At 71.3% G+C, this 16189-nt stretch carries 22 protein-coding genes and 1 pseudogene; 6 read left to right on the forward strand and 17 right to left on the reverse strand.

Annotated elements, in window-relative coordinates; genetic code table 11:
• Both VKG64_18750 and VKG64_18755 read right to left on the reverse strand, forming a co-directional pair.
• Nucleotides 1–576, reverse strand: a 576-nt coding sequence (locus VKG64_18750; protein HKB27081.1) for a thiamine pyrophosphate-binding protein, incomplete at its 3' end; no start/stop codon positions are given.
• 13 nt (nt 577–589) lie between these two features.
• Nucleotides 590–1486: an SDR family NAD(P)-dependent oxidoreductase gene (locus VKG64_18755; GenBank protein HKB27082.1), complete on the reverse strand. Its 897-nt coding sequence runs from the start codon at nt 1484–1486 to the stop codon at nt 590–592.
• A 151-nt stretch (nt 1487–1637) separates the two neighbouring features.
• Between VKG64_18755 and VKG64_18760 the strand changes: the two are divergent.
• Together VKG64_18760 and VKG64_18765 are read left to right on the forward strand one after the other, a co-directional pair.
• Nucleotides 1638–2003: pseudogene (locus VKG64_18760) on the forward strand (OsmC family protein).
• Between the two features lie 27 nt (nt 2004–2030).
• Nucleotides 2031–2522: a redoxin domain-containing protein gene (locus VKG64_18765; GenBank protein HKB27083.1), complete on the forward strand. Its 492-nt coding sequence runs from the start codon at nt 2031–2033 to the stop codon at nt 2520–2522.
• On the opposite strand, the gene rpsU is transcribed toward VKG64_18765, so the two are convergent.
• The 12 genes from rpsU to VKG64_18825 all read right to left on the reverse strand — a co-directional run bounded on the left by rpsU (nt 2519) and on the right by VKG64_18825 (nt 10666).
• The gene (gene rpsU / locus VKG64_18770) at nt 2519–2722 is read right to left on the reverse strand and encodes a 30S ribosomal protein S21 (protein ID HKB27084.1); all 204 of its coding nucleotides are present in this window, start codon (nt 2720–2722) and stop codon (nt 2519–2521) included. The two genes, VKG64_18765 and rpsU, sit on opposite strands and share 4 nt — an antisense overlap.
• A 123-nt stretch (nt 2723–2845) precedes the next feature.
• Nucleotides 2846–3217, reverse strand: a complete 372-nt coding sequence (locus VKG64_18775) for an FxLYD domain-containing protein (protein ID HKB27085.1) — start codon at nt 3215–3217, stop codon at nt 2846–2848.
• A 58-nt stretch (nt 3218–3275) separates the two neighbouring features.
• Nucleotides 3276–4142 (reverse strand): ABC transporter permease, encoded by an 867-nt coding sequence (locus tag VKG64_18780; protein ID HKB27086.1) that lies wholly within the window; start codon nt 4140–4142, stop codon nt 3276–3278.
• 62 nt (nt 4143–4204) lie between these two features.
• Nucleotides 4205–5146 (reverse strand): ABC transporter permease, encoded by a 942-nt coding sequence (locus tag VKG64_18785; protein ID HKB27087.1) that lies wholly within the window; start codon nt 5144–5146, stop codon nt 4205–4207.
• Nucleotides 5147–5164: 18 nt separating this feature from the next.
• Nucleotides 5165–6745, reverse strand: coding sequence for an ABC transporter substrate-binding protein (locus VKG64_18790; GenBank protein ID HKB27088.1), 1581 nt, complete (start codon nt 6743–6745; stop codon nt 5165–5167).
• 108 nt (nt 6746–6853) lie between these two features.
• Nucleotides 6854–7489, reverse strand: a complete 636-nt coding sequence (locus VKG64_18795; protein HKB27089.1) for a YqgE/AlgH family protein — start codon at nt 7487–7489, stop codon at nt 6854–6856.
• Nucleotides 7490–7596: 107 nt separating this feature from the next.
• Nucleotides 7597–7839 (reverse strand): hypothetical protein, encoded by a 243-nt coding sequence (locus tag VKG64_18800; protein ID HKB27090.1) that lies wholly within the window; start codon nt 7837–7839, stop codon nt 7597–7599.
• Between the two features lie 41 nt (nt 7840–7880).
• Entirely contained in the window at nt 7881–8351 is a 471-nt protein-coding gene (locus VKG64_18805; protein HKB27091.1) for a periplasmic heavy metal sensor, read from the reverse strand.
• Nucleotides 8352–8373: 22 nt separating this feature from the next.
• Entirely contained in the window at nt 8374–8898 is a 525-nt protein-coding gene (locus VKG64_18810; GenBank protein ID HKB27092.1) for a hypothetical protein, read from the reverse strand.
• Nucleotides 8895–9434, reverse strand: coding sequence for an RNA polymerase sigma factor (locus VKG64_18815; protein ID HKB27093.1), 540 nt, complete (start codon nt 9432–9434; stop codon nt 8895–8897). The genes VKG64_18810 and VKG64_18815 overlap by 4 nt, the downstream gene beginning before the upstream one ends.
• A 98-nt stretch (nt 9435–9532) precedes the next feature.
• Entirely contained in the window at nt 9533–9661 is a 129-nt protein-coding gene (locus tag VKG64_18820) for a hypothetical protein (GenBank protein HKB27094.1), read from the reverse strand.
• Nucleotides 9662–9748: 87 nt separating this feature from the next.
• Nucleotides 9749–10666 carry an aminotransferase class IV gene (locus VKG64_18825; GenBank protein HKB27095.1) on the reverse strand — a complete coding sequence of 306 codons (918 nt, stop codon included), beginning with the start codon at nt 10664–10666 and terminating at the stop codon, nt 9749–9751.
• Nucleotides 10667–10766: 100 nt separating this feature from the next.
• Here VKG64_18825 and VKG64_18830 point away from each other — a divergent pair, with 100 nt between their 5' ends.
• From VKG64_18830 to VKG64_18845, 4 genes are all read left to right on the forward strand, one after another.
• Nucleotides 10767–11414 (forward strand): hypothetical protein, encoded by a 648-nt coding sequence (locus VKG64_18830; protein HKB27096.1) that lies wholly within the window; start codon nt 10767–10769, stop codon nt 11412–11414.
• A 154-nt stretch (nt 11415–11568) separates the two neighbouring features.
• Entirely contained in the window at nt 11569–12396 is an 828-nt protein-coding gene (locus VKG64_18835; protein HKB27097.1) for an SDR family NAD(P)-dependent oxidoreductase, read from the forward strand.
• Nucleotides 12396–13181, forward strand: a complete 786-nt coding sequence (locus tag VKG64_18840; GenBank protein HKB27098.1) for an alpha/beta fold hydrolase — start codon at nt 12396–12398, stop codon at nt 13179–13181. The genes VKG64_18835 and VKG64_18840 overlap by 1 nt, the downstream gene beginning before the upstream one ends.
• The gene (locus tag VKG64_18845; protein HKB27099.1) at nt 13178–14323 is read left to right on the forward strand and encodes an LLM class flavin-dependent oxidoreductase; all 1146 of its coding nucleotides are present in this window, start codon (nt 13178–13180) and stop codon (nt 14321–14323) included. The genes VKG64_18840 and VKG64_18845 overlap by 4 nt, the downstream gene beginning before the upstream one ends.
• A 13-nt stretch (nt 14324–14336) precedes the next feature.
• On the opposite strand, the gene VKG64_18850 is transcribed toward VKG64_18845, so the two are convergent.
• The 3 genes from VKG64_18850 to VKG64_18860 form a co-directional block, all read right to left on the reverse strand.
• Nucleotides 14337–14786 carry a hypothetical protein gene (locus VKG64_18850; protein ID HKB27100.1) on the reverse strand — a complete coding sequence of 150 codons (450 nt, stop codon included), beginning with the start codon at nt 14784–14786 and terminating at the stop codon, nt 14337–14339.
• Between the two features lie 141 nt (nt 14787–14927).
• The gene (locus tag VKG64_18855; GenBank protein ID HKB27101.1) at nt 14928–15680 is read right to left on the reverse strand and encodes a glucose 1-dehydrogenase; all 753 of its coding nucleotides are present in this window, start codon (nt 15678–15680) and stop codon (nt 14928–14930) included.
• A 12-nt stretch (nt 15681–15692) separates the two neighbouring features.
• Complete coding sequence (locus tag VKG64_18860; protein ID HKB27102.1) at nt 15693–16103, reverse strand: response regulator; 411 nt, start codon at nt 16101–16103, stop codon at nt 15693–15695.
• Between the last annotated feature and the right edge of the window lie 86 nt (nt 16104–16189).

Below are 16189 nucleotides of genomic sequence, written 5' to 3' on the forward strand. Positions count from 1 at the left end.
CGCGGCGGGATCGCCGAGCGCGCGCGGCGCGGGCGCGACGCGGCGCGGAAACGCCACCGCCGCCTCGTCCACCGTCTCGCCCAGGATGTCGCCGGGCAGGTCGAGGTAGACCGGACCCGGCCGCCCCGTGGTCGCCTCGCGGTACGCCATGGCGACCAGCTCGGGGATGCGCTTGGCGTCGAGGATCCGCGTGGCCCACTTGGTGATCGGGCGCATCATCGCGACCTGGTCGATCTCCTGGAACGCCTCCATCTCGAGGAAGACGCGCGGGCTCGAGCCACCCACGGCGATCAGCGGGGCGGCGTCCACGAACGCGTTGGCGACGCCCGTGACGAGGTTGGTCGTGCCCGGCCCGGAGCAGCCCATGCAGACGCCGGGGCGCCGCGTGAGCCGGCTGTACGCGTGCGCCATCATGGCGGCCGCCTGCTCGTGGCGCGTGTCCACCGCGCGCGCGCCGAGCTTGATGCACGCGCTCTCGGTCTCGATCATGGGCCCGCCCATGAGGTAGAAGAGCGTGTCCATGCCCTGCGACACGAGCGAGCGCGCGAGCAGCTCCGATCCGGTCAGCGATCCCATGCGGTCCTCCTGTTCAGGGTGAGACCTTCGGCGGCCAGGGAATGCCGAGCGCGTCGAACCGGCGCAGCCGGTCCTGGCCGAGCCCCTGGTCCCAGACGTCCGCCAGCGCCTCCGGCGTCCAGCCCTCGCGGCTCGTGACGGCGCGCAGGGGCGCCGGGTGCGACCAGAGGCTCACCTGGTGGCCGCGCACGTGCACGATCTGGCCCGTGATGTGCGCGGCACGGTCGCTCGCGAGGAACGCCACGACGGGCGCGATCGCCTCGGGCGGCGCCGCCGCCTGCGCCCGGCGGTCGTCGGCGAGGCGCTCGGTCATCCGCGTCTCGGCGGTCGGCGAGATGCAGTTCACGGTCACGCCGTACTTCGCCATCGCGAGCGCCGTCGAGCGCATGAGCCCGACGATGCCCTCCTTGGCGGCGGAGTAGTTCGGCTGGCCCGGGCTCCCCTCGAGCCCGGCGGTGGACGTGAAGGCGATGATGCGCCCGCGGCGCTTCTCCCGCATGTGCCGGGTCGCTCCGCGCAGAACGGTGAAGTGGCCCTTCAGGTGGACCGCGACGACCGCGTCCCACTCCTCCTCGGTCATGTTGAAGATCATGCGCTCGCGCAGGATGCCCGCGCAGCACACGACGACGTGGAGGTCGCCGAAGCGCTTGAGCGCGGACTCGACGATCGCCTCGCCGCCGGCCATGGTGGCGACGCTCTCGGCGTTCGCCACGGCCTGGCCGCCGAGCGCCTCGATCTCCTTCACGACGGCCTGGGCGGCGGCGCTCGACGGCGTGCGCCCGTCCACCGTGACGCCGTAGTCGTTGACGACGACCTTCGCGCCCGCGCGGGCGAGGCCGAGCGCCACCGCGCGCCCGATCCCGTTGCCCCCGCCGGTCACCGCCGCCACCTTGCCGTCCAGCAGCCCCATTGGGCCTCCCGCGCGCCGCTCGATGGCGGCAAACGGATTCTGCACCTGTCCCGCGACCTATTCAATAATGGACCCCGGCACACGAGGAGGGCCCATGAGCACGGTGATCGTTCGCGGTGGAGCCGGGGGATTCGCCCAGGAGATCGTCGCCGGCCGGCACGGGCTGGCGGCGGACGAGCCCGAAGCGGCCGGCGGGACCGACACGGGGCCGTCGCCCTACGACCTGCTCCTGGCGGCCCTCGGGGCCTGAACGTCCATGACGCTCGCGCTGTACGCGCGACGCAAGCAGTGGCCGCTCGAGGAGGTGACGGTCCGCCTCGCGCACTCGAGGATCCACGCCTCCGACTGCGCCGAGTGCGAGACGAAGGAGGGCATGCTCGACCGGATCGAGCGCGAGATCGCGCTCACCGGCCCGCTCACGCCGGAGCAGCGCGCGCGGCTCCTCGAGATGGCCGACCGCTGCCCCGTGCACCGGACGCTCACGTCGGAGATCGACATCCGGAGCCGCCTGGTCTGACGGCGCTCTCGAGGAGGACCCGATCCCATGCCATCGCTCCGCTACGGACAGCCGGCCCCGGACTTCTCCCTTCCCGCGACGACCGGCGGCAGCATCGCGCTCGCCGACTTCAAGGGCAAGGCGGACGTCGTGCTCGTCTTCTACTGCTACGACTGGGGCAACATCTGAACGCCGGAGCTCGCCGACCTGGGTCAGGTCGGCCCCGGCGTGCGTGAGCGGGGCGCCGAGCTGCTCGCGATCAGCGGCGACAGCCCGCCCTGCCACGCGGCGTTCGCCAAGGCGCGGAGCGTGCCCTTCCCGCTCCTCTCCGATCTCCACCGCGTGGCGATTCGCGCCTACGGAGTCCTGGACGAGGATCGGAACGTCGCCTACCGCTCCACGTTCGTCGTGGACCGGGACGGCGTGCTGCGCTGGGGGCAGGCGGGCGACCGGCAGATGGTCCGCGACGGGCGCGAGATCCTCCGCGTCCTCGACGTGATCCGCGGGCTCCGGTCACCCCGGCCGGGGGGCTCGGGCTAGTCGTCCTCCCAGGAGCGGGAGCGCTGCAGGGCCCGCCGGCGCTTCTTGCGCGCCTGCGCCTGCTTGCGCTTGCGCTTGACGGACGGCTTCTCGTAGTGCGCGCGCCGCTTCATCTCCTGGAAGAGGCCGTCCTTCTGCATCTGCTTCTTGAGCTGCTTCAGGGCGGCCTCGATCTGGTTGTCGAAGACCTCGATCCTCACCGAGCGGGACTCCTTCGCGACGGTGGCGCGCTGCAGTCCGGGGGCGGGTCCACGCTGAACCCGCTCCCGTGGGACCCGGCGAGTATCGCACGTCTCCGAGGGCGCCGTCGCGCGAGTTTCGCGTCACCAGCGGCGCCGGTCGTGCTCGTCGAGCCACTCGAAGGAGAGCACGCTCACGCGGTAGGACGCGGCGTTCGGCACCGTCGCCTCGAAGTAGGCGCGGTTGTTCGGCGGTACGCCGCCGAGCACCCACGTCGTGGTCTTGCCGGTCACCTTGCCCGACCCGTCCAAGCCCTCGATGAGGAGCTGCATCCGCGCCGCGGCGCGGTTCGTCTGGTTGTATAGGTAGCCCGTGAGCTTCGCGCCGCTCGCCTTCCACTCGAACCGGAACCAGCGCGCGAGGCTCTCGGGCGCGTAGTTCTGGGCGGCCGCCGCGGCACCGGCGAGCCCGAGGACGGCGCCCCACGCGAGCGCGAGGGCTTCCCGCCTGGTCATGCGTCAAGGGTACCGCCGTCCGGGGCGGCGCGACCTGGAAAACTCCTGAGCGCCGCCTTCAGATCTGTCTACGGAGCCGCGGGTCGAGCGTGTCGCGCAGGCCGTCGCCGAGCATGTTGACCGCGAGCACGGTCGCCGCGAGGAAGACGCCGGGGAACAGGATGTTGTGCGGGAGGATGCGGAAGAGCGCGCGCCCCTCCGCCATGATGTTGCCCCAGGTGGGCGTCTCCGGCGGGATGCCGACGCCGAGGAAGGAGAGGATCGCCTCGACGAGGATCGCCGAGGCGCAGACGAACGTCGCCTGCACCACGAGCGGCGCCATCGTGTTCGGCAGCACGTGGCGCGCGAGCAGCGCGGGGGTGCGCGCGCCGAGCGCGACCGCCGCCTCGACGTAGGGCTCCTCGCGGATCGAGAGGACAACCGCCCGCACGAGGCGGACGACACGCGGCACCTCGGGGATCACGATGGCCAGGATGACCGTGCGCAGGCCCGCGCGGGACAGCGAGACGAGGCCGATGGCGAGCAGGATCGCCGGGATCGCCATGAGCCCGTCCATCACGCGCATGACGACGCCGTCGAGCCAGCGGAGGTAGCCCGCGAGGACGCCGATGACGAGACCGACGGCCGCGCTCACCAGCGCGACCGTCACGCCTACGATGAGCGACACGCGCGCGCCGTAGACGACCCGGCTGTACACGTCGCGCCCGAGGCTGTCGGTGCCCATCCAGTACGTGCGCGTCGTCTGCGCGCCGTCGGCGTTGCGCACGAGACGCTGCGCGCCGGGCCGCTGGTTCCGCACGACCGGATCGATCCGCGCCGGGTCCACGGTGCCGAGCACGGGCGCCAGGCACGCGAGCGCGACGACGGCCGCGAGGATCGCGCCGCCGAGCGCGACACTCCCGTGCCGCCGCAGCCGGCGGGCGATCCCGGCGGGCGCGGCGGCCGCGGGCGGGAGCGCCGCGACGGACACGGAGCCGGCGACGGCCTTCAATACCGGATCCTCGGGTCGAGGACGGTGTAGGTCAGGTCCACGAGCAGGTTGAGCAGCACGTAGACCATGGAGAACAGGAGGATCACCGCCTGCACCGTGGGGTAGTCGCGCGCGAGCACCGCGTCCACCGTGAGCCGTCCGAGACCCGGGATCGAGTAGACGGACTCGGTCACGACGACGCCGCCGATGAGGAGCGCGACGCCGAGCCCGATCACGGTGACGATCGGCACCGCGGCGTTGCGCAGCACGTGCCGCAGCAGCACCGGCATCTCCGCGAGGCCCTTGGCCCGCGCCGTGCGCACGTGGTCGGCGTTGATCACCTCGAGCACGCTCGCGCGCGTGATCCGGGCGATCAGCGCCACGTAGATCGCGGCGAGCGTGAGGCTCGGCAGGATCAGGTGCTCGAGGAAGCCCCCGACGCCCTCACGCAGGCGCTGGTAGCCCTGGACGGGGAGCCAGGCGAGCGAGATCGCGAAGAGGTAGATCAGCGCGTAGCCGATCACGAACACCGGCACCGAGAAGCCGAGCACGGAGAGCCCCATCACTCCGCGGTCGATCCAGGTCCCGCGCTTCCAGGCGGCGAGCACGCCGAGCGGGACGGCCGTCGCGACCGTCAGCACGAGCGTGCACACCGAGAGCGCCAGCGTCGGCTCCACGCGGTCCAGGATCAGCTCGCTCACCTGCTTCTTGAAGAAGAACGACTCGCCGAAGTCGCCGCGCAGGACGTTGCCGAGCCAGATGACGAACTGCTGCGCGATCGGCCGCTCGAGGCCCAGCTTGGCCCGGATCTCGGCGACCTGCTGCGAGGTGGCGTTGTCACCCGCGATGATCGCGGCCGGGTCGCCGGCCGTGAGGCGCAGCAGCGAGAACACGACCACCGCCACCACCGCCATGACCGGGATCGTGGCGAGGAGGCGGCGCCCGACGTACGACAGCATCGCCGACGCCGCGTCAGCTCACTTCTTGGTGACGTTCCAGAACACCGGCACCGGCGCGGTCATGATCCCGTCCACGTTCTTGCGCGTCGAGATCGGCTGGTACCACTGGCCGAGCGGGATGTGGGTCGGGTAGAGCGTTTCGCGCATCTGCGCCGCCTCGGCGATGGCCTTTTGCCTGGCCGGGTTCGTCTCGCGCGCGAACTGCTCGCGCAGGCTCTCGATCTCCTGGTCGCACGGCCAGCCGAACATCGCCTTCTCGCAGGAGGCGTTCATGAAGCCCATCATCACCGGGTTGAGGATGTCCGCCGCCACCCACCCCGTCAGGAAGGCGTTCCAGCCGCCCGCGGCCGGCGGGTCCCTCTTGGCCCGACGGGCGACCAGGGTCTGCCAGTCCATCGAGACCATGTCCACCTTGAAGCCGCCCCGCTCGAGCAGCGACTTGGCGACCGGCGCCAGGTTCGTGAGCACGGCGAGGTCCGTGGACTGCATCAGCACGACCGGCGTGCCGTCGTAGCCGGCCTCCTTCAACAGCGCCTTCGACTTCTCGAAATTCGACTCGAGGAGTCCGTCCATGCCCTTGGTGCTGGCCATCGGCGAGCCGCAGGGGAAGAAGGACTTGCAGGTCTTGTAGTACGCCGAGTCGCCGACCACGGCCTTCAGGAAGTCCTCCTGGTTGAAGGCATAGAACACGGCCTGGCGGATCTTCGCGTTGTCGAACGGCTTGTGCAGCGTGTTGAAGCGGAACGTGTACTGGTTGCCGAGCGGATTGTAATCGACGAGCTTGACGTTGACGTCCTGCTTGAGCACGGGCAGCAGGTCGTGCGGCGCGGACTCGATGTAGTCGATCTCGCCGGCCAGCAGCGCGTTGACCGCCGACTGGTGGTCGGGGATCCACTTCCACTCGACGCGGTCGACCTTGACGACCTTGCCGCCGGCGAGACCCGACGGCGCCTCCGCGCGCGGCTTGTACTTGTCGAACTTCACGTAGACCGCCTTGTCCCCGGCCTTCCACTCCTCCTTCTTGAAGACGAACGGGCCCGAGCCGGTGAAGTCGGAGATCTGGGTGTTCGCGTCGGTCTCGGCCACGCGCCTGGGCATCATGAACGGCACGTTCGAGCTCGGCTTGCCGAGCGCGCCGAGGACGAGGCCCGTCGGCTCCTTGAGGAGGATCTTGAACGTCTTCGCGTTCACGACCTGGAACTCCTTCACGAAGCCCGCGAGCTTCTGGCCCATCGAGTCCTTCGCCGCCCAGCGCTTGATCGAGGCGACGCAGTCCTCGGCGGTGACCGGCTTGCCGTCGTGCCAGACGAGCCCGTCGCGCAGCGTCAGCGTGTAGGTCAGCTTGTCGCCGCTGACGTCGTACCGGTCCACCATCTGCGGGCGGATCTCGCCCTTGGCGTCCATCGCGAAGAGCGTGTCGTAGACCATGTAGCCGTGGTTGCGCACGATGTAGGCGGTGGTCCAGATCGGGTCCACGATCTTCAGGTCGGAGTGCATCACGACGCGGAGCGTGGTCTCCGCGCCCGCGCGCCCGGGCGCGCCGGCCGCGAGCCAGGCGAGGGAGAGGACCGCGACGGCGAGGGGTCGGATGCGACTCATGGGCTCCTCCTCAGGGGCGGCGACGGCGATGAGACATAACCATAGGGCCGCCGAGCTTGTCAACGCGCGCGCCCCCTCGCCCCGGAGGGCACGGCATCTCACCGGACGCTAGATCTCGATCTTCCGCCGTGCCGTCGCGCGCCGCCACTTGCTCTCGGCCGCGTCATCGAAGACGAGCGCCTCGTCGGCCGGCACGCTGATCCAGGCGCCTCGCTCGAGCTCGCCCTCGAGCTGGCGCGCCGCCCAGCCGGCGTAGCCGAGGGCGAAGAGCGAGCGCCGCGGGCCCTGGCCGCGCGCGATCGCGTCGAGGACGGCGGGGTGGGAGGTCACGCCGATGCCGCCGCCGACCACGGTGGTCTCGGCGCTCGCCCAGTCGGTCGTGTGCAGCACGAACGCGCGCGTGATCTCGACGGGCCCGCCGTAGTGGACGCGGACGCTGCCGCCGACGCCCTCGCCCGCCGCGCCGAAGAGCTCGAGCAGCCGCGCCAGCGGCGTCTCGCCGAGCGGGCGATTCACGACGAGCCCCAGCGCGCCCGTCGCGTCGTGGCGGACCATGTAGATGACCGTGTGGTGGAAGCGCGGGTCGCGGATCTCCTCGGTGGCGACGAGGAGCTGCCCGGCGAGGCTCACCGGCCCTCCGGCGCCCGCGCGGAGGACCGGGGGCGCCCCGGGGCCGGCCGCGGCGAGCGCGAGCGCCGCCACGACGACCCAGGGCACACGGAGGCGGCGGCCTCTCGACCTCATCGGGTTCGGAGTGTACGCCGACTCGAGCGGGCGCCGGCGGGTTTGAACGGCACGGCGCCCGGCGAGCGCGCGTGACGCACGCCCGCCGGACGCCGGTCAACGACCCCTTACATCCCGAGCGCCTTCAGCCCCGCCTTCGCGGCCTCCACCGATTGGGCGTGCTGCCCCTTGCCGTGGAGCTCGGCCGCCTGGGCGGCCTTCTCCTTCGCCTCGGCGGCAGCCGGGTCGAAGCGCGTCGCCGTCTCATCCTCGATCTTCTTGATCAGGCTCGGACACTGGAACGCAAGCGCCGGACCGGCGGAGAACAGGACGAGCGTCGCAACGACAGCGGACAGAGCGATCTTCCGCATCGGATCACCTCCTCTCGTCGGGATTCCAAGCGGCCCCGATCTCAGGGCCGCGCTGGTTGCAGGAGCTGCCGCATCTCGGACTCGAGCGTCCGCATCCGGTCCTTCACCTGCGCTGCCTTCGCGAGCTGCTCGGGGGTGAGGAGTGTCCGCACCTCGAGCGCGACCCGCGCGCTCGCCTGGAGGAGCTGCGCGCGGAGCTGCCCGATCTGCTGGAGCTGGGCCGCGAGGTCGGCCTCCTGGAGCGCCCCCGGCGCGAAGAGCTTGTCGGCGAGGTCGGCCTGCGCCTGGTGAAGCTGCTGGACGATGGCCCGCGTGGTGGCGCGGTGGGCCGCGATGACCTCACGCACCTTCGCCTGCTGGTCGGGCGTCAGCTCGGCGCTGCGGAGCATGAGCGGCAGCAGCATGCCGTCGCCGGCCGGGCGCCGCGGCATGAAGTGCGATTCCTGGGCCCGGGCGGGCGCCGCCCAGGCGAGCAGGGCCACCAGTCCGACGAGCACGATGTGTCTGTGCATGGCGTATGTCTTCCTTCCGGCGTCAGCCATCGATGTCGGGTCGTCTGAACAGATCGAGCAGCCTGTCCACGCGCGCGTCCTCGTCGCACCCGTTGGTCGCGGCCCATTCCGGCCACTCGCAGCCGGCCTCGCCCGCCGTCGAGACGTCCGCGACGAGCACCTCCGACGGCGACGAGGGCGCCTGCCCGCTGACGGAGAACATCGTGTACGACACGTCGCGCAGGTAGGCTGGCGTCTCGTCACGCTGTGACGGCTCGGGCGGCGGCGCGACCGGGGGCCGCCCGGCCAGGGAGCTCCAGAGCGCGACGACCGCGACGACCGCCGTCGCGGCGGTGGCGATCGGGACGAGCGACCGGCGGAGCATGGGCACGCGCGCCCGCGGCTCGTCGGTCTCGCGCAGGACGTAGCTGATCGTGTCGAGCTCGGCGACGAGCCGGCGGTAGCGCTCCGCGCAGACGGCGCACATCTCGAGGTGCGCCCGCTGAGCCTCGCGTCCGCCGCCCGCGTGGATGCGCTCGAGCGCCGTGTCGGACAGGCAGCGGCTCACGACCCGCTCCCCACCGCCGCGGCGCGAAGCCGCCGGATCGCGCGGAAGAGGTGGCTCTTCACGCTTCCGGTCCTGAGCCCGAGGGCCTCGGCCACCGCCTGGGTGGACCACCCCTCGAGCTGGCGGAGGACGAACACCTCGCGCTGGCGGTCGGGCAGCCGGCGGAACGCGGCCCAGACGCGCCGCCATGTCTCCTCGCCGATGGCGCGCTCCTCGGGCGACGCCTCGCGCGCGAGCAGCGTCGCCTCGTCGAGGCGCTCGCCGTAGCGGCGGAAGCGCATCCACCAGCCGGCCCGCCGCCGGTCGTGGCACGCGTTGACGGCCACGCGGGTGAGCCAGGCGCTCCAGTCCGAGGGAGGCTCGGGGCTCGCGTAGGCCTGGTGGAGCTTGAGAAACACCTCTTGCACGACCTCCTGGCTCTCCTGGGGGTCGGCCAGGAGGAGCCGGCACAGTCGTCCCAGACGGCGCCGGTGCGCCTCGAAGAGCTCCTCGTAGGTCGGTGGACGCTCCGCGTCGGCGCGACCGTCGCCTGTCAACCCATCCCCTGCGCTCATCTCGAACAGACGAACGACGGGGACGTCGGTTGACAGGGAACGGCGGCGGACGCCCTGGGGCGGGTCGCCCGGAGCCGTGCTCAGGGGGCGGGCGCGGCTGGAGACGGCGGCAGGGGCGCGGCGATCGGGGAAACCCTGGACTCGATCACCTCGAGGCCAGCGAGCACGACGAATAGCAGCGCGACGACGACCAGCACGAGCGTTCGCATCGGGTCCGTCCTCCTCGGGTCGAGCGGGGTGCGCCCTCGTTGGGACGCCCCCCGCCGGCGCGGGGATTCAGCGACCGCGCGGAACGCTCAGACCGTCACGGGCCGGTAGACCGGCGTGCGCCACTCCGGCCAGCGCTTGTCCACGCCGCGCACGACGCTCATGTAGGCCGTGAGGAGCCGCCGCGTGGTCGCGCCGACGCCGCTGTCGGCGAGCGGGAAGCGGTCGATCGAGACGATCGGCGTGATCTCGTAGCCGCTGCCGCAGAAGAACGCCTCGTCGGCGACGTACAGCTCGGTGCGGTCGATCTCGCGCTCGACGACCTCGACGCCGAGGTCGGGGCAGATCTCCTCGATCAGCGTCGTGCGCGTGATGGACTCGAGGATGTCGCTCGACACCGGCGGCGTCACGAGCTTGCCCTTGCGGAGCATGAAGAACGTCGCGCCGGTGCCCTCCGCGACGTGCCCCTGCTGGCTCAGGAAGATGGGCGCGTCGTAGCCGTCGGCCTTCGCCTGCAGCAGGGCGAGGCGGCCGTTCTGGTAGTTCGCGCCGCACTTGAGCCGGATCGGGATCGCGTTGTCCGACGTGCGGTGCCAGGAGCTCACGCAGCAGCGCAGGCCCCCGTCCGAGATGCGGCCGCGGCGCCGCGGGTTGATGTAGATCCCGGTCGGAGTGGTGGCGTCCATCCCGGGGCCCGTCACGTAGGCGACCAGGTGCATGTGGATGTCCTCGCGGATCTCGTTCCCCTTGAGGACGTCGCGCACGGCGTCGTAGAGGTCCACGTCGCTGTACGGGACCGTGAAGCGCATCATCTTCATGGACTCGCGGAACCGGACGAAGTGCTCCTGGAGGCGGAAGCAGTGGATCTCACCGTCGTCTTCGTTCCAGTAGGCTCGGAGGCCCTCGAACACGTTGGTCCCGTAGAAGACCGCGGCGCTGTTCACCGGGAGCACCGCCTGGTCCTGGGCCACGAGCTTGCCGTTCATCCAGATCCTGAGCTCTCGCATGGGGTCACGCTCCTCGTTACGCGACCCTAGCCCGGCTGACGCGCCCCAGTCAAGCGTGGGGTGCCCTGGAGACGTCTCGCCTGCGTGCTATCTTCGAGGCGTGGGCGCCAGGCACCGCGCGGCTCGGCTGCTCGTTTTCGGCGCGGTCTGTCTCGTCCTCCTCTGGGGCGCGGGCCGCGGGCTCGCCTCGTCCGTGTGGGACGACGCGACCGAGCGGGACGCAGCGGGCACACCGGTGCGCCGGTTCATCCCGGTCGAGCTCTGGACCGGGGCGGAATGGGACGGCGAGCGCGTGCTCGCGCTCACGCCGGTGCGCCTGTCGCACAAGCCCTCGATCCCCGCCGATCATCCCGTCATCACCATCGAGGGGCCGGAGCCGTGGGCGGAGGATCCAAGCGTCATGGTGCTGAAACGCGCGCGCCGCAGCGGCCGCTCCGGCGAGATCGTACAGCTGTTCCGGATCAACGCCCAGGGCGACGGTATCGGGCGCGTCACCGACGTGCGCCAGAGCCGCCGGCGGGAGTCGGCGGAGGCCTCCAAGTTCCCGCTCGGCTGGTGGCGGGCGGGAGAGACGCGCGCCTACGACGACCGTCAGCTGACGCGGATCATCATCGAGGAGCTGGACTACGTGTTCCTGAGCGTGCCCCACGCCCTGCGGTTCCGCTGGCAGACGAATCTCAAATCGGACGGGGACAACTCCTACGTGTTCGCGCCGGGACGCGGCTTGGTGGCGGTGTTCCATCATTGACGGCGCAGCCGTCGCCGTCCTTGACCGTCCCCGGATGTTCCCCTAAGCTCGGCACACCCTTCGGGAGGAGCGTTCCCATGCTGACCGGTCGTGATCTGCGGAAGCGGTGAGCTGACCGCGGAGGACGTGAGGTACACGTGAGCGGAAGCGTCGCATGAAGCTCGAGGACCGGATCGCGCTGGTGACGGGCGGCGGGTCGGGAATCGGGCGGGCGATCGCGCTCCTCTTCGCCGAGGAGGGCGCGCGCGTCGTCGTCAACGACCTGCGCCTCGAGACCGCCGAGAAGACGGTGAAGGAAATGCGCGACCCCGGGCGCGGACGGGCGATCCAGGCCGACGTCGCCGACAGCGGCCAGGTGAGAGCGATGTTCGCGGTGATCGAGCGGGACTTCGGCGCCCTCGACGTCCTCGTGAACAACGCCGGGATCGCGCTGGGCCCCGGCGACGACCGCGCCGGGCTCATGAAGAAGGCCGAGACGCGGATCATGGAGATGATGAGCGGCCAGGGCGTCCAGACCCACCTCGACGTCACCGAGAACATGAGCGACGAGGCGTGGCGGCGGATGCTCGCGGTCCACGTCGATGGAACCTTCTTCTGCACCCGCGAGGCGCTCCGCCTCATGAGCGGCCGGAACCGGGGCGCGATCGTCAACATCTCGAGCGTCGCGGCGCTGATGGGACTCCCGGCGGCGCCCCACTACAGCGCGGCGAAGGGCGCGATCCTCTCCTTCACGCGCGCCGTGGCCAGGGAAGTCGCCTCCCGCGGGATCCGCGTCAACGCGATCTGCCCGGGCTATATCGACACGCCGATGACCCAGGGTGTGCCGCCGCTCATCCGGGCGGCGACGCTCAGCCACACGCCTCTCGGCCGCCTCGGCGAGCCGCAGGAGATCGCCGCGACCGCGCTCTTCCTCGCCTCCGACGACAGCGCGTTCTTCACGGGCCAGTGGCTGTCGCCGAACGGCGGCTTCTTCATCGGCTGATGCCCGAGCGCCGCGAGCTCTCGGTCCGCGGAACGCCGGTCCAGATGCTCGAGGACGGCGCGGGGCCGCCGCTCCTCTTCCTCCACGGCGCGGGCGGCGCCGGGCGCTGGCTTCCATTCCAGGAGCGCCTCGCGAAGGAGTTCACCGTGCGGATGCCGAGCCATCCCGGCCACGGCGGCTCGCCCGCGGCCGACTGGATCGAGCACATCTCGGACTTGGCCTTCCACTACCTGGATCTGCTCGACGCGCTCGGGCTCGAGCGCGTCCACCTGGTGGGCGCGTCGTTCGGTGGCTGGATCGCGGCCGAGCTGGCAACGATGGCGTCGCACCGGCTCCGCTCGCTGGTCCTCATCGACCCGGTCGGCATCAAAGTGGACGGCTGGATCTACCCGTTCCTCTTCGGGATGGACATCCCCGAGGTGGTGGCGACCGTGTTCCACAACCCGATGGCGGCCCTCGCGCTGGCCCCGCCCGACGAGTCCGTCGAGACGCTCGCGCTCCAGTACCGCCAGGGGGCGGCGCTCGCGCGCGTCGCCTGGAACCCCTACCTCTACGACCCGCTCCTGCGCCGCCGGCTCGCGCGCATCGCCGCGCCGACCCTCCTCTGCTGGGGCGCCCACGACCGGCTCGCCCCGCTCTCCCCGTGCGGAGAGACGTGGCAGCGCGCGATCCCCGGGGCGCGCCTCAGCGTGCTCGCCGACTCGGGTCACGTGCCTCACCTCGAGGAGCCGGGCGCGGTCGCGTCGGCGGTGATCGAGTTTTGCCGGGAGCAGGGCGCCGCATGAAGTTCTACTACTTCCACCTGATGCCGTACGTGATGGACCACGACGAGCCCTCGTCGTGGGTGACGCTCTCGAACCGCGTCTACGACCCGAAGGTCGGCCACACGCTCTACAACCAGTACCTCGACCAGCTGGAATACGCCGAGAAGCTCGGCTGGGACGGGCTCTGCGTCAACGAGCACCACCAGAACTGCTACGGCACGATGCCGAGCCCGAACGTCATGGCGGCGATGCTCGCGCGCCGCACCTCGCGTGCCAAGCTCGCGATCCTCGGCAACGGGCTACCGCTCCGCGAGAACCCGCTACGCATCGCCGAGGAGATCGCCATGCTCGACGTCGTCTCGGGCGGACGCGTCATCTCGGGCTTCGTGCGCGGCATCAGCGCCGAGTACTTCTCAACCGGTATCAACCCGACCCAGTCGCGCGAGCGGTTCTACGAGGCGGCCGAGCTCATCTTGAGGGCCTGGACCGAGGAGGGGCCGTTCCCCTTCGACGGCAAGTATTACCGCTACCACTACGTGAACCCGTGGCCACGCCCGCTCCAGAAGCCTCACCCGCCCGTCTGGTGCCCGTCGCAGGGCTCGAGCGAGACCGTCGAGTGGGCGGCGAAGCGCCGCTTCCCCTACCTGATGGTCTTCACGCCGATCAAGCGGATCGCCCAGATCTACGGCGAGTACCGCGAGGCGTGCGAGCGGAACGGCTACAAGGCGAGCCGCTACCAGTTGACGGTCAACGTCCCGATCTGCGTCGCCACGAGCGACGCGAAGGCGCGCGAGCTGGCGCAGAAGCACACCATGTGGGTCTTCAACACGGGCCTCCGCATGCGTCCGCCCTTCTGGCGCCCGCCCGGCTACATGACGGAGGCCTCGCTGCGGCGCCTCCTCGCGAACCCGCCGAAGCTCCCGAGCGAGCTCACGTTCGAGGAGGCCGACCGCGAGGGGTACATCGTCTACGGGAGCCCCGCGACCGTCCGCGACAAGCTCCGCGTCTTCGGGGACGAGCTCCAGGCCGGCATCGTCTGCTCCGGGATGAACGGCGGGAGCCACGAGGCGACGCTCGAGATGATGGAGCTCTTCGCGCGCGAGGTCATGCCGCACTTCCGCGAGGACGCCCACGTGGACGAGACGGCCGGCGTCGGGCGCTAGCGCCCGGCGACCGTCAGCGAGCGGCGCAGCGCCAGACGGCCGAGGCCTTCGCGTACCCGACGCGCGGCAGCACCTCGTGCGTCGCGAGGGCGAATCCCCAGAGGACGATGCCGAGCGCGACGACGTGGGCGACCGCGAGCCGGCCCTTCCACGAGAACAGGGTGCCCCACACGCCCGTCACGACGACGAGCGCGACCGCGGTCAGATAGAAGGACAGCCACCACCCGCAGGCGCGCCCGTACGGCCACTGGGTCAGCGCGATCCCGACGAGCACACCGAGGGCCACGCGGCCCCAGATGGCGGACTGGGTCGGCGGCGCTGCCGGTGCTGAGCTGTGGGCCGCGAGGGGCTTCGGCGCCGACGCGACCGCCGGGCTCGAGGGTCGGAGCTTCCTGATGAGCTGGTCGACTACGGCAGCGTCCTTGTCTGGGGTCCGGTCGCGTTCCAAGCTCGGGTTGGCCAAGCGCGCACCTCCGGTCGTGCCCGGTGCACGAGCAAGGCCGTTGCCACCCGCGGGACGCCTGCGATATCAGCGATTTCTCGGGAGGGAAGTCTGCCAGCGTGGCACTATCCGGCCGGCGCCGGGCGGTAGCGCCCACGCGAGCTACTGAGCCGTCCAGCCCCCGTCGATCACGAGCTCGCTGCCGGTCACGAAGGCGGACTCCTCCGAGGCGAGGTACAGGACACCGTACGCGACTTCGTCGGGCTCGCCGTAGCGACCGAGGGGGATGCGCGCGAGCATCCGCTGGTACTGCGCCGGATCGGCGCGGCGGCGCTCGGTCATGGGCGTGACGATCGGCCCGGGATGGACGGAGTTGGCCCGGATGCCGTCGCGCGCATACTGGAGCGCGGTCGTCTTCGTCAGGAGCCGCACCGCGCCCTTCGACGCCTGATACTGCGGGCTGCTGTCGTCCATCCCCACGAGGCCGAGCTGGGAGGAGATATTCACGATCGATCCTCCGCCGGCGCGGCGCATGGCGGGGATCACCGCCTTCGTGCCGAGGAACACGCCCTTGGCGTTGACGTCCATCACGCGGTCCCACGCCTCGACGGTGGTGTCTTCGATCCGGCTCGCGGCGCCGACGCCGGCGTTGTTCACGAGCACGTGGAGCCCGTCGAAGCGGTCGAGCGCCGCCGCGACGGCCCGCTCCCAGTCGGCCTCGCGCGTCACGTCGAGGCGCACGAACACGGCCCCGCCGCCCTTCGCGTTGACGTCGGCCTCGACCGCTTTGCCCTCCGCCTCGAGGACGTCGCCGATGACGACCCGCGCGCCTTCGCGGGCGAACAGGCGGGCCTCGGCGGCGCCCATGCCGCGCGCGCCGCCGCTGACGAGGGCGACCTTGCCCGCGAGCCTCATGGCGCGTGCCGCTCAGCGGCTCGGCGGCTCCGGGCGCCGCGCGAACGGCGAGCGCGGGTCCAGAACCTCCCGCACCTTGCGCAGGAGGGCCTCGGGGCGAAACGGCTTGAAGACGAGCGGGTCGCCGGACTGTACGCCGCGGGCGGCGACGGCCGAGCTCGCGAAGCCGGACATGTACAACACCTTCGTGCTGGGCCGGAGCGGCCGCAGGCGGGCCGCGACGTCGGGCCCGCTGAGGCCCGGCATGACGACGTCGGCCAGGAGGAGGGCGATGGGCTCCGGATGGCCGTCGGCGATCTCCAGGGCCTTCTCGCCGCTGTTGGCCTTCAGCACGCGGTAACCCTCGAGCTCGAGAAGTTCCCGCGCCAGCTCGAGCACCTGGGGGTCGTCGTCGACGAGCAGCACCGTCTCCCTGCGTTGCATTCCTCGGTTACGTTACACCGAAGCCCCCGCCTTCGCGGGGCATTCGTACGGGGACGCTTGACCTCGGGGGCGCTTCGCCCTAGGGT

The organism is Candidatus Methylomirabilota bacterium (genome assembly GCA_035260325.1).
Classification (GTDB): Bacteria; Methylomirabilota; Methylomirabilia; order Rokubacteriales; family CSP1-6; genus AR19.

Excerpts from the sequence above, each read along its gene's own strand:
- VKG64_18755 (HKB27082.1), bottom strand. The coding sequence starts at position 1,486 with ATGGGGCTGCTGGACGGCAAGGTGGCGGCGGTGACCGGCGGGGGCAAC.
- VKG64_18775 (HKB27085.1), bottom strand. The coding sequence starts at position 3,217 with ATGACCAGGCGGGAAGCCCTCGCGCTCGCGTGGGGCGCCGTCCTCGGG.
- VKG64_18785 (HKB27087.1), bottom strand. The coding sequence starts at position 5,146 with ATGCTGTCGTACGTCGGGCGCCGCCTCCTCGCCACGATCCCGGTCATG.
- VKG64_18790 (HKB27088.1), bottom strand. The coding sequence starts at position 6,745 with ATGAGTCGCATCCGACCCCTCGCCGTCGCGGTCCTCTCCCTCGCCTGG.
- VKG64_18795 (HKB27089.1), bottom strand. The coding sequence starts at position 7,489 with ATGAGGTCGAGAGGCCGCCGCCTCCGTGTGCCCTGGGTCGTCGTGGCG.
- VKG64_18800 (HKB27090.1), bottom strand. The coding sequence starts at position 7,839 with ATGCGGAAGATCGCTCTGTCCGCTGTCGTTGCGACGCTCGTCCTGTTC.
- VKG64_18805 (HKB27091.1), bottom strand. The coding sequence starts at position 8,351 with ATGCACAGACACATCGTGCTCGTCGGACTGGTGGCCCTGCTCGCCTGG.
- VKG64_18820 (HKB27094.1), bottom strand. The coding sequence starts at position 9,661 with ATGCGAACGCTCGTGCTGGTCGTCGTCGCGCTGCTATTCGTCGTGCTC.
- VKG64_18825 (HKB27095.1), bottom strand. The coding sequence starts at position 10,666 with ATGCGAGAGCTCAGGATCTGGATGAACGGCAAGCTCGTGGCCCAGGAC.
- VKG64_18835 (HKB27097.1), top strand. The coding sequence starts at position 11,569 with ATGAAGCTCGAGGACCGGATCGCGCTGGTGACGGGCGGCGGGTCGGGA.
- VKG64_18840 (HKB27098.1), top strand. The coding sequence starts at position 12,396 with ATGCCCGAGCGCCGCGAGCTCTCGGTCCGCGGAACGCCGGTCCAGATG.
- VKG64_18845 (HKB27099.1), top strand. The coding sequence starts at position 13,178 with ATGAAGTTCTACTACTTCCACCTGATGCCGTACGTGATGGACCACGAC.
- VKG64_18855 (HKB27101.1), bottom strand. The coding sequence starts at position 15,680 with ATGAGGCTCGCGGGCAAGGTCGCCCTCGTCAGCGGCGGCGCGCGCGGC.
- VKG64_18860 (HKB27102.1), bottom strand. The coding sequence starts at position 16,103 with ATGCAACGCAGGGAGACGGTGCTGCTCGTCGACGACGACCCCCAGGTG.